General features: G+C 71.0%; 13 protein-coding genes and 1 tRNA gene. 6 read left to right on the forward strand and 8 right to left on the reverse strand.

All coding sequences use genetic code 11. The annotated features are described in order from the left end of the window. Positions 1–11: 11 nt before the first annotated feature. The 3 genes from DNK54_RS09440 to DNK54_RS09450 are packed head-to-tail and all read right to left on the reverse strand — an operon-like array spanning position 12 to position 2598. The gene (locus DNK54_RS09440; RefSeq protein WP_110206713.1) at positions 12–722 is read right to left on the reverse strand and encodes a 3-oxoacid CoA-transferase subunit B; all 711 of its coding nucleotides are present in this window, start codon (positions 720–722) and stop codon (positions 12–14) included. Continuing rightward, positions 719–1414 (reverse strand): 3-oxoacid CoA-transferase subunit A, encoded by a 696-nt coding sequence (locus DNK54_RS09445; RefSeq protein ID WP_110206714.1) that lies wholly within the window; start codon positions 1412–1414, stop codon positions 719–721. Before DNK54_RS09445 ends, DNK54_RS09440 begins: the two co-directional genes overlap by 4 nt. Next, a complete protein-coding gene (locus DNK54_RS09450) occupies positions 1414–2598 on the reverse strand; it encodes a thiolase family protein (RefSeq protein ID WP_110206715.1) in 1185 nt (394 codons plus the stop codon). The genes DNK54_RS09445 and DNK54_RS09450 overlap by 1 nt, the downstream gene beginning before the upstream one ends. A gap of 73 nt (positions 2599–2671) precedes the next feature. Here DNK54_RS09450 and DNK54_RS09455 point away from each other — a divergent pair, with 73 nt between their 5' ends. Next, on the forward strand, positions 2672–3556 hold the full coding sequence (locus DNK54_RS09455) for a LysR substrate-binding domain-containing protein (RefSeq protein WP_110206716.1): 885 nt from the start codon (positions 2672–2674) through the stop codon (positions 3554–3556). Positions 3557–3576: 20 nt separating this feature from the next. Here the strand turns inward: DNK54_RS09455 and DNK54_RS09460 are convergent. Next, positions 3577–3658: transfer RNA gene (locus tag DNK54_RS09460), tRNA-Gln, on the reverse strand. A gap of 192 nt (positions 3659–3850) precedes the next feature. Here DNK54_RS09460 and DNK54_RS09465 point away from each other — a divergent pair. Next, entirely contained in the window at positions 3851–4939 is a 1089-nt protein-coding gene (locus DNK54_RS09465) for an ATP-dependent DNA ligase (protein ID WP_204164495.1), read from the forward strand. A gap of 17 nt (positions 4940–4956) precedes the next feature. Beyond that, the gene (locus tag DNK54_RS09470) at positions 4957–5511 is read left to right on the forward strand and encodes a hypothetical protein (RefSeq protein WP_110206717.1); all 555 of its coding nucleotides are present in this window, start codon (positions 4957–4959) and stop codon (positions 5509–5511) included. Between the two features lie 325 nt (positions 5512–5836). On the opposite strand, the gene DNK54_RS09475 is transcribed toward DNK54_RS09470, so the two are convergent. Beyond that, entirely contained in the window at positions 5837–6925 is a 1089-nt protein-coding gene (locus DNK54_RS09475) for a DNA polymerase domain-containing protein (protein WP_110206718.1), read from the reverse strand. 75 nt (positions 6926–7000) lie between these two features. Between DNK54_RS09475 and msrB the strand changes: the two genes are divergently transcribed. After that, complete coding sequence (msrB, locus tag DNK54_RS09480; protein ID WP_110206719.1) at positions 7001–7405, forward strand: peptide-methionine (R)-S-oxide reductase MsrB; 405 nt, start codon at positions 7001–7003, stop codon at positions 7403–7405. 42 nt (positions 7406–7447) lie between these two features. Next, positions 7448–8146, forward strand: coding sequence for a hydrogen peroxide-dependent heme synthase (gene hemQ / locus DNK54_RS09485; protein ID WP_110206720.1), 699 nt, complete (start codon positions 7448–7450; stop codon positions 8144–8146). A gap of 63 nt (positions 8147–8209) precedes the next feature. On the opposite strand, the gene hemG is transcribed toward hemQ, so the two are convergent. Further along, entirely contained in the window at positions 8210–9574 is a 1365-nt protein-coding gene (gene hemG, locus DNK54_RS09490; RefSeq protein ID WP_110206721.1) for a protoporphyrinogen oxidase, read from the reverse strand. A gap of 58 nt (positions 9575–9632) precedes the next feature. On the opposite strand from hemG, the gene DNK54_RS09495 reads away from it, so the two are divergent. Further along, complete coding sequence (locus DNK54_RS09495; protein ID WP_162602385.1) at positions 9633–10664, forward strand: DUF4349 domain-containing protein; 1032 nt, start codon at positions 9633–9635, stop codon at positions 10662–10664. On the opposite strand, the gene DNK54_RS09500 is transcribed toward DNK54_RS09495, so the two are convergent. Both DNK54_RS09500 and pdxH read right to left on the reverse strand, forming a co-directional pair. After that, the gene (locus DNK54_RS09500; protein WP_110206723.1) at positions 10651–12234 is read right to left on the reverse strand and encodes a GAF domain-containing sensor histidine kinase; all 1584 of its coding nucleotides are present in this window, start codon (positions 12232–12234) and stop codon (positions 10651–10653) included. The two genes, DNK54_RS09495 and DNK54_RS09500, sit on opposite strands and share 14 nt — an antisense overlap. A gap of 84 nt (positions 12235–12318) precedes the next feature. Next, positions 12319–12957 carry a pyridoxamine 5'-phosphate oxidase gene (pdxH, locus tag DNK54_RS09505; protein ID WP_239460013.1) on the reverse strand — a complete coding sequence of 213 codons (639 nt, stop codon included), beginning with the start codon at positions 12955–12957 and terminating at the stop codon, positions 12319–12321. Positions 12958–12964: the final 7 nt, after the last annotated feature.

Here is a 12964-nt window from a genome sequence, read left to right on the forward strand (position 1 = left end):
GTCGCCGGGTGTCAGGCGACCGTGGCCAGCGGCATCCCGAGCCGCTCTTCCAGGTCGGCGACGCTGATCCCCCAGGTGGCGCGGACGACCACGCTCTCGCCGCCCACCTCGAAGATCCCGTGGTCGGTGTAGACACGACTCACGCAGCCGACCCCGGTCAACGGATACGAGCACGAGCGCACCAGCTTGGGCGTGCCGTCCTTGCCGAAGAGGGTCATCATCACCAGGACGTCCTTGGCACCGATCGCGAGATCCATGGCCCCGCCGACGGCAGGGATCGCATCGGGCTTGCCGGTGTGCCAGTTGGCGAGGTCGCCGTTGGCCGCCACCTGGTAGGCGCCGAGCACGCACACGTCGAGGTGACCGCCGCGCATCATCGCGAACGAGTCCGCGTGGTGGAAATAGGAGGCGCCGGGCAGTTCGGTCACCGGCACCTTGCCCGCGTTGGTCAGGTCGGGATCGATCTGGTCGCCGTCCGCGGCCGGCCCCATCCCGAGCATCCCGTTCTCGGTGTGCAGGATGACGCCCAGCTCCGCAGGCAGGTGGTCGGCGATCTTCGTCGGCTGGCCGATCCCGAGGTTGAGGAAGGAGCCCTCGGGGATGTCGCGCGCGATCACCTCGGCGAGCTCGTCCATCGTGAGCGGACCGCGGTCGAGGTGCTCGACGGTGCCGGTCTCGACAGGGTGGTCCTCCGCAGTGCCGGCGTGGAACAGGTCGGTCATCGTGCCCCCTGGACGGTGTAGTGGCGCTCCTCGACCGCAACGACGCGGTCGACGTAGATGGACGGCGTGACCACCGCTTCCGGATCGAGGCTGCCGGTCTCGACGACGCCGTTCACCTGGACGATCGTGGTGCTGGCGGCAGCGGCCATCACGGGCCCGAAGTTGCGAGCGGTCTTGCGATAGACCAGGTTGCCGAGCCGGTCGGCGTGGTGGGCCGAGATCAAGGCGTAGTCACCCCGGATCGGGTACTCGAGCAGGTACTCGCGGCCGTCGATCACCCGCGACTCCTTCCCCTCGGCCAACGACGTGCCGACGGCGGTCGGACCGTAGAAGGCGCCGATCCCCGCGCCCGCTGCCCGCATCCGCTCCGCCAGGTTGCCCTGCGGGACCACCTCGAGCTCGATCCGTCCGGCGAGATAGAGCTCGTCGAAGACGTAGGAGTCCGACTGCCGTGGGAAGGAGCAGAGCACCTTCCGCACCCGCCCAGCCTTGAGCAGGGCGGCGAGGCCGACCTCGCCGTTCCCTGCGTTGTTGGAGACGATCGTCAGGTCGGTGGCTCCCTGCCTGATCAGTGCATCGATCAGGTCGAAGGGCATCCCGGCCAACCCGAAGCCCCCAACGAGCACCGTCGAGCCGTCCTCGATCCCCGCCACGGCCTCGTCGGCCGTCTCCAGCAGCTGCGTTCGCGCCATCAGCGCGCCTCCTCGTTCTCCAAGACGACGGCCAGCCCTTGACCGACGCCGATACAGATGGCGGCGACGCCCCAGCGCAGGCCGCCCTCGCGCAGCACCTTCGCCAGCGTGCCGATCAGCCGGCCGCCTGACGCACCGAGCGGGTGACCGAGTGCGATGGCGCCACCCTTGCGGTTGACGATCTCGGGATCGATCGGCCACGCATCGACACACGCCAGCGACTGCACGGCGAACGCCTCGTTGAGCTCCACCGCCCCCACCTCGCCCCAGCCGATGCCCGCTCGTGCGAGCGCCGCGTTCGCCGCTTCGACGGGCGCGTAGCCGAATGCCTGCGGCTCCAGGGCGTACGCCGCCCGCCCGGCCACCCGCGCCAGCGGCGGCGTACCGAGAAGGTCGGCGGCACGCTCCGATCCGAGCAGCACCGCCGAGGCGCCGTCGCTGAGCGGGGAGGCGTTGCCGGCGGTGATGGTGCCGTCCGGGCGGAACGCCGGCCTCAGCCCGGCCAGCGACTCCGGGGTGCTGGCCGGGCGGATGCCCTCGTCACGGAGCAGCCCGGTGCCCTCGACCGGAGCTACCAGGTCGTCGTAGAAGCCGTCCTCCCACGCCTGGTGGGCAAGACGGTGGGAGCGGGCCGCGAACGCATCCTGCCGCTCCCGGGAGATGCCGAAGCGCTCCTGCAGTTGCTCGTTGGCCTCGCCGAGACCGACCGTCCACTCTGCCGGCATCCGCGGGTTGACCAACCGCCAACCGAGCGCCGTGGAGACCGCGGTCGCATCGCTGATCGGGAACGCACGGTCCGGCTTCGGCAGCACCCACGGGGCGCGGGTCATCGACTCGACGCCGCCGGTCAGCACGATCTCCGCATCGCCGGTCTCGATGGTGCGCGCACCGGCCATGACCGCGTCGAGGCTGGAGCCGCAGAGCCGGTTGACGGTCGTCGCCGGGACGCTGACCGGCAGGCCGCCGAGCAACGCTGCCATCCGGCCGACGTTGCGGTTGTCCTCCCCGGCGCCGTTGGCGTTGCCCCAGACGACGTCGCCGATGGCCGTCGGGTCGAGGGCGGGGACCCGGGCCAGCACCGACCGGATCACCGCGGCACCGAGATCGTCGGGGCGCGCGCTCGCCAGGCCGCCGTTGAACCTGCCGAACGGCGTCCGCACTGCTGCATAGACGTAGGAGCTCACAGCTCCTGACGGTAGGCAGCCCGGTTGATATTGTGAAGTACCAATATGAGACACGTTTGAGACGGATTCTGATATGGATCTCCTGCGTCACCTCCGCTACTTCGTCGTCGTCGCCGAGGAGCGCCACTTCGGCAGGGCCGCCGAGCGCCTGCATATGGCCCAGCCACCCCTCTCCCAGCAGATCCGACGACTCGAGGCGGAGGTGGGCGTCGAGCTGTTCGTGCGCACGACCCGGCGGGTCGACCTGACCGCGGCCGGCGCGGCGTACCTGCTGCGGGCGCGGACGATACTGGCGTCCGTCGATGCGGCGGCAGACGAGGCGCGTCGCGTCGCCGCGGGCGTCGTGGGCAGGCTTGCGATCGGCTGCGTCGGCTCCGCGACCTACAGCCTGCTGCCGGCGCTCTCCCGACGCCTGGCCGAGGAACTGCCCGGGGTCGACTTCGCCTTCCGTGGCGAGATGCTGGTCTCCGACCAGGTCGAGGCACTGCGTCGCGGGACGATCGACATCGCCCTGCTCCGGCCTCCGGTGGCCGACGGGATGCTGACCGTCACGCCGCTGCGTACCGAGCGGCTCGTGGTCGCCGTCCCCGACAGCCACCCGCTCGCCGCCCGTCGCCAGATCCGCGTGGCCGATCTTGAGGGCGTGGACCTCATCGTGCACTCCGCGGACCGACGGTCGGCGATGTACGAGGTGGTGCGCCGCCTCTTCGCCGACGCCGGTCTCACTCCGAGGATCCGCCACGAGGTGGACGAGTCCTCGACCCTGGTCACGCTCGTGGCTGGCGGCCTCGGTGCGGCGGTGGTCCCCGAGCCGGTCACCGCGCTCTCGCTGGACGGCGTCGCCTTCCGCCCCCTGGTCCGACCGGCGCGCAGCGTCGAGCTGGCTGTCGCCCACCTGGCCGGCCGCTCCGAGCCGCACCTGCGACGGACCCTGGAGGTCATCGCCGCACTCTCCTGACCCGACGCTCTCGGGCCACTTGGCTCCCCGGGTAGGAGTCGAACCTACGTCGCTAATCCTGATTCAAAGTCAGGCGGGCCCTGCCGGCAGACCAACCGGGGATCGGTTGTCGCAGATGGGCAGTGAGTCTAGGCGTACGCCGCCCCGGACGTCGCATCTGCTCCCCCACCACGGCGCGCTCGATGGAGCGGGAGGGTCGTGCCCGGCCGAAATCGCGACCCGTGCGCTCCATCCAAGCGCCCCCCCACCGCGCTGTGAGCCCTCCCCTCCCCCACGATCCCCTACGGTGAGCAGGTGGACCTCCCCGTGATGCCTCCCGTCCTGCCCATGCTGGCCAAGCCGGTCGCGAGCGTGGCAGCCGCGGCCACGAAGGGCAGCATGCTCTTCGAGCCCAAGTGGGACGGCTTCCGCTGCATCGTCTTCAAGGACGGCGACGAGGTGGAGCTGGCCTCGCGCAACACCAAGCCGCTGACCCGCTACTTCCCCGAGATCGTCGCGGCCGCACGGGAGCAGCTGCCCGACCGCTGTGTGCTCGACGGCGAGCTGTTCGTGGCCCGCGGCGAGCCGGGGCAGCAACGGCTGGAGTTCGAGGTGCTGCAGGAGCGGATCCACCCGGCAGAATCGCGGATCAACCTGCTCTCCGAGCAGACCCCGGCCGGGTTCGTCGCGTTCGACCTGCTCGCGCTCGGCGACACCGCCTGGGTCGAGCGGCCGCTGCGGGAGCGCCGTACAGCGTTGGCGGAGGCGTTGGCCGGAGTCGACGGCCCCTGCCACCTCACCCGCACCACCGAGAACCCCGACGAGGCGCACGCCTGGTTCACCGAGTTCGAGGGTGCAGGCTTCGACGGGGTGATCGCGAAGCCGCTCGACGCGGCGTACCAGCCCAACCAGCGCACGATGCTCAAGGTGAAGCACGCCCGGACCGCCGACGTCGTCGTCGCCGGCTACCGCGAGCACAAGACGTCCACCCCGGAGAACCCGCTGCTCGGTTCGCTCCTCCTCGGCCTGTACGACGAGGGTCGGCTCCAGCACATCGGCGTCAGCGCCAGCTTCACGGCCGCTCGTCGCGCGGAGCTCATCACCGAGCTCCGACCGTTGGTCTGCGACATCGCCGACCACCCGTGGGGTGAGTGGATGATCGCCAATCCCGACCGGGTCCCGGGCACGCAGAGCCGTTGGTCGGCGGGCAAGGACCTCTCGTTCACCCCGCTGCGCCCCGAGCGGGTGCTGGAAGTGGGCTACGACCACATGGAGGGCCGCCGCTTCCGACACACCGCCCAGTTCAAGCGCTGGCGCCCCGACCGCGACCCGGAGTCGTGCGGGTACGACCAACTGGAGCAGCCGGCTCGCTATGACTTGGCTACGATCTTGGGTAACGGATGAGTGTCAGGAGGCCTCCCATGACCGCGCAGAATCCAGAGCAGACCGAGACCTACAACGTGGTGCTGTTGTGCGAGGAAGCCCTCACCCGGCTCGACGCCCAGCAGGTGACCTCGCTCCACCAGGAGCTGCGCGACGAGGGCCAGCAGGTGCGCTACCACGTGCTGCTGCCCGTCGAGGACGCCGCCGCCCGCGTGGAGGCCGCCATGGGCTCGCTCGCCGCCGGCGAGGTCATGGCCGCGCCCGCCATCGCGATCAGCGAGGTCGACCTCGCCGAGGTACGCCGCGACTGCGAGGAGCGCTCCCAGGAGGCACTCGCCGAGTCGTTGCGACAGCTGCAGGAGGCCGGCGCCACGGCCGACGGCGAGGTCGTACGCGGCGCCCCCGTCGACGCGCTCGCCGAAGCGGTGTCGAAGGCGGACGGTCGCGAAGCGATCATCCTCACCCGCCCGCACGTCGTCGCGGAGTTCTTCCACGTCGACTGGACCTCCAAGGCACGCCGCAAGCTCGGCGTCCCGGTGCTCCACCTGCTGGAGAAGGAGACCTTCGACGAGCAGGGCGAGACCGGGGTCTAGCCTCGCGGCCGTCGACCGTGCCGCGCCCGTACGTCGCAACGTGCGACCTCGCTCGGTGACACAGCGCGGGGGTGAGGGGGCGCTCCGGATACCTTCGGCGTCCCAGCACTCGGCGACCTTCTTCGCGATGTCGGCTTGAGGTCCACCCACATGAAGGTGTCCCCGTCCATGGGCGCCAGCGAGAAGGCATGGAGCCTCAGCACGCCGCCCCTCGCCTGGATACGACAAGGCCCCGGGGGTTCGCTGGCCTTCGCCGTCTGCGCAATCGCATCTCAGCCATGTCTCGGGTCCCGAAGCTCCTCGCGAGCAAGAAGCACCCGTAGCGCTACGGCTCGATCCGGTTGCCTTCGGCATCCCAGTGCTCCGCGACCTTCTTCGACGGCTGCACACGAGGAGGCTCTCCGGGCATCTTCGGGTGGTCGGGAGGGAAGTTCAGCTCGCCGCCCGGCAGGCTCTCCCACAGCTCGAGCAGCGGGTCCAGGCTGTGCTGCACCGCGTCCATCTCCGCCCACGGGTCGCCGTCCGCGAGGAAGTCACGCACCGTGAAGAGGTTGAACTCCCCAGGGTCCGCGACGTCGGCCAGCTGCGACCAGCTCATCGGCGTGCTCACCGGCGCGCCCGCCTTCGGACGCAGCGACCAAGCGCCGGCGACGGTGCGATCACGCAGGTTCTGGTTGAAGTCGAGGAAGACCGCGTCCTCCGCGCGCTCCTCCCGCCACCAGTTCGTGGTGACGCCGCCGTCACGACGCTCCAGCTCCCGGCCGAAGCCGATCGCGGCGTGCCGCACCTCCTCGAAGGACCACGCCGGCCTGATCCGCACGTAGACGTGGATCCCCCGGTTGCCCGAGGTCTTCACGAACGCGCGGAGCCCGAGCTCGTCGAAGAGCTCACGGGCCAGCGCGGCGATCCGCTTCACATCGGCGAAGGTCGCCGCCGGCTGCGGGTCGAGGTCGATGCGGAGCTCGTCGGGATGATCGACGTCGGCGGCGCGCACCGCCCACGGATGAAACGTCAAGGTGCCCATATGTGCGGCCCAGACCGCGGCTGCCGGCTCGGTCAGGCAGAGCTCGTCGATCGGGCGTCCGTTCGGCGTCGTCACCCGGCGCGTCTCGATCCAGTCAGGCGCACCCTTCGGCAGCCGCTTCGAGTAGAAGCCGTCGCCCTGCTGCTGACCCATGGGGCCGACCGACAGCCGCATCCCTTCGCGCCACCCACCGGGCCAGCGCTCGAGCGCCACCGGGCGGTCGCCGTTGGCCTGCATGAAGGGCCCACCGACGGAGGCGAAGTACTCCGCAACCATCAGCTTGGTCACCTCGGGTGTGCGGTCGGTGGCCTCGTAGATGATCCGGTCCGGGCTGCTCACCCGGACCTCGCGCCCGCCTGCCTCGACCATCGCTGCCGCTGCCTTCGCCATGACTGAACGCTAGCCGGTCGGCGTACCTCCGTCGGGGGACGACACCGGCACCCAGAGCGGGGCTAGATTGGGTGCATGGCCTACAACGTGGAGAAGAGCGACCAGGAGTGGCGCGACCAGCTGAGCTCCGAGGAGTACCAGGTACTCCGTCAGGCCGGCACCGAGCGACCGTTCGTCGGGGAGTACACCGACACCGAGACCACTGGGGTCTATCACTGCCGCGCCTGCCAGGCCGAGCTCTTCACCAGCGACACCAAGTTCCACTCCGGTTGCGGCTGGCCCTCCTTCTACCAGCCGATCACCGACACCATCGAATACCTGGAGGACAACTCCCTCGGCATGCGCCGGGTCGAGGTGCGGTGCGCCAACTGCGGCTCCCACCTGGGGCACGTCTTCCCCGACGGCTACGGCACCCCGACCGGTGATCGCTACTGCATCAACTCCATCAGCCTCACGCTCGCGCCCCGCGAGTCCGCCTGACCCCGTCCTCCGCCCGCATTGCGGGCGCGGCAGAATGCCAACATGACCTCCAACGCTGCCCGGGCCCGCGAACTCAACGACACGATCCGCTACACGATGTGGTCGGTCTTCAAGCTGCGCGACGTCCTCGGCGACACCGACCGGGCCAGTGAGGCCGGGGAGGTCCAGGCGCTGTTGGACGAGCTGGCTGGCGAGGACGTCACGGTCCGCGGGATCTACGACGTCTCGGGCCTGCGCGCGGACGCCGACCTGATGGTGTGGTGGCATGCCGCGAAGTCGGAGCAGCTGCAGTCGGCCTACAACCGGCTGCGGCGGACCGCCTTCGGGCGCCGGCTGGAGCCGGTCTGGTCGCAGATGGCGCTGCACCGCCCGGCGGAGTTCAACAAGAGCCACATCCCCGCCTTCCTCGCCGACGAGGAGCCGCGCGCCCACGTCTGTGTCTACCCGTTCGTGCGGTCCTACGAGTGGTACCTGCTCGAAGACTCCGAGCGCCGTCGGATGCTGGCCGAGCACGGCAAGCAGGCCCGCGACTACCCCGACGTGCGTGCCAACACGGTGGCCAGCTTCGCACTCGGCGACTACGAGTGGATGCTCGCCTTCGAGGCCGACGAGCTCGACCGGATCGTCGACCTGATGCGGCACCTGCGCGCCTCCGATGCCCGCCGACACGTACGCGAGGAGGTGCCGTTCTACACCGGCGCCCGCACCTCCATCGGCGACCTCCTCGACCGACTCCCCTGAGCCCCGCCCGGTCGACCTGCGTCGGAGGAGTTCCGACTCGCTGAACGCCTGACGTCGCGCAGATCAGCGCAGCACGTCGGCAGCGGCACGGAGCGCGGAGCCGATGCAGGCCGGGATCCCGACGCCGTCGTAGCTGGCGCCGCAGACCGCGAGGCCGGGTATCGCGCCGACGTCCGCGCGAATGGCGGCCACACGCTCGAGGTGACCCACGGCGTACTGGGGTAGCGCACCGCCCCAGCGCTGCACGTGCACGTCGACCGGCTCGGCGACCAGGCCCGTGGCAGCAGCGAGGTCCTGCAGCGACCAGGCCACCAGCTCCTCATCGGTGGCCTGGAGGGCGGTCGCCTCCCCGTGACGCCCCAACGACGTCCTCAGGTGTACGACGTCACCACCGCCCGCGGCGCGTACCCACGCCCACTTGGCGAAGGAGAAGGTCGCCGCCTTGACCCGGCGGCCTTGGGAGGGCGGCACCAAGAAGCCCGACACGCCCCCGTCGAGGCTGGGGTGCCCGGCGAGGTCCGCGACGCGGAAGGCGAAGGTCACCACCACGACCGATGCCGTGTCGATGCCGGAGAGGCGTCGCGCCGCCTCCGGAGCGAGGTCACCGAGCAGTCGTGCGGCCGGCGCCGCGGGCACCGCCAGGATGACCGCGTCCGCAGCGATCTCCTCGGGCCGGTCCGCCGAACCGACCACGAGCCGGTAGCCGCTGCCCGACCGACGCAACCCGCGCACCATCGCGTCGCGGCGTACCGCGAAGTCTCCGGCCTCCTCGATCAGGGCCGGCAGCCGCCCCATGCCGCCCTCCAAGCCAGCGAAGACCGGCGTGGTAGACGTCGGCAGCGCCAGGGCCTGCTCGAGCAGCGAGCCGCGGTTCGCCATCGCCACAAGCTGCGGCACGGCGGCCCGGACCGAGATCTCGGCCGCATGGCCGGCGTACACCCCACCGAGCAGGGGCTCGACCAGGCGGTCGACCACCTCCGGCCCCAGTCGTCCTCCGACCAGCTCGGCTACCGAGACATCAGCATCGAGCGTCGTGGTCGGCAACCGCGGCTCGGCACGCACCGCGGCAAGGCCCGCCGGGGTGAGCAGTCCAGAGCTCTCCAGGGCGGACAGGTCCATCGGCACGCCCATCAGGCTGCGCGGTAGCGGGCGCAGCTCATCGCCCCACCAGACCCGCGAGGTGGCTCCGGTCGGATGCACCAGCGGCACGCCCAGCTCCGCTGCGAGCGCACCCCCTTCGGGACGGCGGTGCAGCATCGCCTCCGCTCCGACATCGACAGCGACTCCCGCCACCGTCTCCCGGCGCAGCTTGCCGCCGGTCCGCGACGCTCCCTCCAGCACCAGCGCCTCGATGCCCGGTCGGCGGCCGACCGCACGGGCAGCGACCAGGCCGGAGATGCCGCCACCGACCACCACCACGCGCGTCATGGCGCCAAGGCTAGCCGCGCTCGACCGAAGGGCGCGTGGCAGCAGGAGGGAACCGGCGGTGGCCAGCCCGCGTCCCACCTCCATGCGTACTCTTCCTCGACTGCACACCCGACGGATCGGACTCCTGGTCGCCACCCTCGGGCTTCTCGCCGGGGCCGCCGCCTGCGCCGGAGCGGACGACGGTGGTGGCGGCGACGCGGCGGCCGCGAGCGCCGAACCGACCGCCGCCTCCGTAGATGCTCCGAACGCGGTGGGCGAACTCGATGCGGCGAGCGCGGACGGAGAGCCCTATAGCCCGCAGTCCGGTCGGGCCGAGGCGGCCGACACCCTCAGTGCGCTCACGGTGGAGGCGCCGACCCGCGAGCTCCGCCGGGCCGCGCCGACCGACCGTGCCGTCATCCAGAAGGGCAACGTCTCCCTTGCCAGCGAGGATGTCGGGGCGACCCGCTTCGACGCCAAGGCGCTGGTCGACCAGTTCGACGGCGAGGTGGCCAGCGAGGAGACCGGCACCGAGGACGATGCGGTGAACCGCGTGCGCATGGAGATCCGGGTGCCGCAGAAGTCGTTCGACAAGCTGATGGAGGCACTGGCCGAGCTCGGGCACCTGCGCTCCTCCTCACGCAGCGCGGAGGACGTCACGACGAAGGTGATCGACTTCGAGACCCGGATCCGCAGCCAGGAGCGCAGCATCGAGCGCATCCAGAGCCTGCTGGCCCGGGCGGAGAACCTCAACCAGGTGATCTCCATCGAGTCCCAGCTGGCCCGACGCCAGGCCGACCTCGAGTCGCAGAAGGCGAAGCTGGCCTATCTCAGCGACCAGAGCGAGCTCTCGACCATCACCCTCTCCCTCGCCACGGTGGAAGAGGAAGCGAAGGATCCCGAGAAGAAGGACGACGAGAGTGGCTTCGTCGCCGGACTCAAGGACGGCTGGTCCGGCCTCACCTCGGTCGTGGTGACGCTGGCCACCGGCGCGGGCATGGTGCTTCCGTTCGGCGCCGTCCTCGCACTCCTGCTGGCGCCGGTGTGGCTGCTGATCCGCCGACGCCCGGCCCGACGCCAGGATCCGGTCGAGCCCGCTATCGGTGGCTGAGCAAGGGCACCTGCCAGGTGACGCGGGTGCCGCTGCCCTCCTCGCGCGGCGTCACCGTCATGGCGCCGCCGAGCTCCTGTGCCCGTAGCCGGGCATTGCGTAGGCCGCTCTCCAGGCGCTCCGCCGGCACGCCGCGACCGTCGTCGTCGACCACGAGCGTCGCCCGTTCGCCGTCGGTGTCGACCCGCACGTCGCAGGAGGTGGCGGCGGAGTGCTGGGCGACATTGCTGAGCGCCTCGCGGAGCACGGAGAGCATCTGCTGGCCGACCGCCTCGGGTATCAGGGTGTCGACCGGGCCGGAGGTCCGCAGCTTCGGGGCGTAGCCCAGGATCGGCGTGTAGCCGACGGCGAGGTCGGCCAGCTCCCCGCGAAGGCTCCCGCGACGGCGCTGCTTGAGCTCGAAGATGCTGGTGCGAACGTCACGGATGGTTGCGTCGAGGTCGGCCACCGCGTCGGTCAGCCGCGCCTGCATCTCGGGGTCGGTCATGCGACCCCGCAGGCCCTGCAGTTGCAGGCCGGTGGCGAAGATCCGCTGGATCACCACATCGTGGAGATCACGTGCGATCCGCTCTCGCTCGGCGATGAGTAGCAGCTCCTGACGGTCGCTGATCGACTGGGCGCGGTCGAAGGCGAGGGAGGCCTGGTCGGCGAAGACGCTGATCATCTCGGCGGTGCCCTCGTCGATCGAGCCGCGGCCGCTCGGCAGCCTGAGCACCAGCACGCCGCGGCGGGCGAGCATGGTGCGCATCCACACCAGCACGACGGTGCTGGTGCCCTGGCCCGGCCGCACCAGGATCCGCTCCTGGTCGCCGACCCTCGCGATGTCGTCGGCCCAAGTGGCCAGCCACTGGGCTACGTCCGTCTCTTCGGGCACGTCGGCAGCCAGCACCTCAGGGCACCCGTCGAGGCTGGGGCTCACCAGGACGGCCAGGCTGCCGTCGCACGCCTCGCGGGCGCCGCGCACCACGAGATCGACGGCCGCGCCGACCTCCCCCGACTGCAGGCGCTCGGTGACCCGCGCCGACGCACGCACCCACCTGCGGCGTACCTCGGAGAGAGCGTAGGCCCGGGCGTTGTCGATGACGTAGCCGGCCGCGCCCGCCAACGCCTCGACCCGCGCCTCGTCGGCCGGGCTGAACGGACGGCCACCCCGCTTCTCGGTGAGATAGAGGTTGCCGAAGACCTGGTCGCCGATCCGCACCGGCACTCCGAGGAACGTGTGCATGTCGGGGTGATGCTGCGGGAACCCGGCAGCCTGCGGATGCTGGGAGACCTCGTCGAGGCGCACGGGGCGGTCGGCATGCGTGATCACGCCGAGCAGTCCCACCGCCTGGGGCAGGCGCCGGATGTGCTCGATCTCCCGGGCGCTGAGCCCGTGGGTGACGAAGTCCATGATGCTGCCGTCCTCGCCGAGAATCGCAAGGAAGCCGTACTTCGCCTCGGTGATCGCGCATGACGTCTCGATGATCCGGCGCAGCACGCTGGTCAGGTCGAGGTCGGAGCCGATGGCGACCACCGCGTCGAGCAGCAGCGCCGCGTCGTCGGGAGTCTGGGTATCGGTCGTCGCCACACCGCCGAGCCTAGTGCCGCGGATCCCGGCACGTCAGCGGTTTGGCGTGGCCGCAGCCCCGCGCTCGGCGGAAGGCCACCGGTGTCAGGGGGCGAGTCTCTCAATCCGCCAGGAGGCACCTTCACGCACGTAGCAGAGCCGGTCGTGGAGTCGGTTCCGCCGGCCCTGCCAGAACTCCCAGCGCACCGGGCGCACCAGGTAGCCACCCCAGTCGTCGGGCACCGGCACCTCGACCGGGTACGCCGCCTCGGCAGCAGCGAAGGCGCGCTCCAGCTCGTCCGTCGTCGTGGGCTGCGACTGGTGCGAGGCCCAGGCGCCGAGCTGGGAGCCGCGCGGTCGTGAGTGGAAGTACGCCGCCACCTCCGCCCTCGACAGCGGCTCGGCGACTCCCTCGACCCGTACCTGCCGCTCCAGCGGGTGCCAGGGGAAGAGGAGGGCGCAGCGCGGCTGGGCAGCGAGGTCGGTGCCCTTGCGCGAAGCCTGATTGGTGAAGAAGCGTGCGCCGTCGGCGTCCATCCCCTTCAACAGCACCGTGCGCGCGGAAGGCCATCCGTCCGCGGAGACGGTGGCCACGACCACGGCGTTGGGCTCCGGCAGGTCAGCCGCGTCGTCGTACCAACGGCGGAACATCGCGACCGGATCGGCGGCGAGGTCCGACTCGGCCAGTCCGGCCGTCGCGTACTCGATCCGGCGGGCCGCCCAGGGGTTGTCGGATGCGCTCACGATGCCG

Origin of the sequence: Nocardioides daejeonensis, from assembly GCF_003194585.1 — a bacterium.
Taxonomy (GTDB): Bacteria; Actinomycetota; Actinomycetes; order Propionibacteriales; family Nocardioidaceae; genus Nocardioides; species Nocardioides daejeonensis.

Excerpts from the sequence above, each read along its gene's own strand:
- DNK54_RS09440 (WP_110206713.1), bottom strand. The coding sequence starts at position 722 with ATGACCGACCTGTTCCACGCCGGCACTGCGGAGGACCACCCTGTCGAG.
- DNK54_RS09445 (WP_110206714.1), bottom strand. The coding sequence starts at position 1,414 with ATGGCGCGAACGCAGCTGCTGGAGACGGCCGACGAGGCCGTGGCGGGG.
- DNK54_RS09455 (WP_110206716.1), top strand. The coding sequence starts at position 2,672 with ATGGATCTCCTGCGTCACCTCCGCTACTTCGTCGTCGTCGCCGAGGAG.
- DNK54_RS09470 (WP_110206717.1), top strand. The coding sequence starts at position 4,957 with ATGACCGCGCAGAATCCAGAGCAGACCGAGACCTACAACGTGGTGCTG.
- DNK54_RS09475 (WP_110206718.1), bottom strand. The coding sequence starts at position 6,925 with ATGGCGAAGGCAGCGGCAGCGATGGTCGAGGCAGGCGGGCGCGAGGTC.
- msrB (WP_110206719.1), top strand. The coding sequence starts at position 7,001 with ATGGCCTACAACGTGGAGAAGAGCGACCAGGAGTGGCGCGACCAGCTG.
- hemQ (WP_110206720.1), top strand. The coding sequence starts at position 7,448 with ATGACCTCCAACGCTGCCCGGGCCCGCGAACTCAACGACACGATCCGC.
- hemG (WP_110206721.1), bottom strand. The coding sequence starts at position 9,574 with ATGACGCGCGTGGTGGTGGTCGGTGGCGGCATCTCCGGCCTGGTCGCT.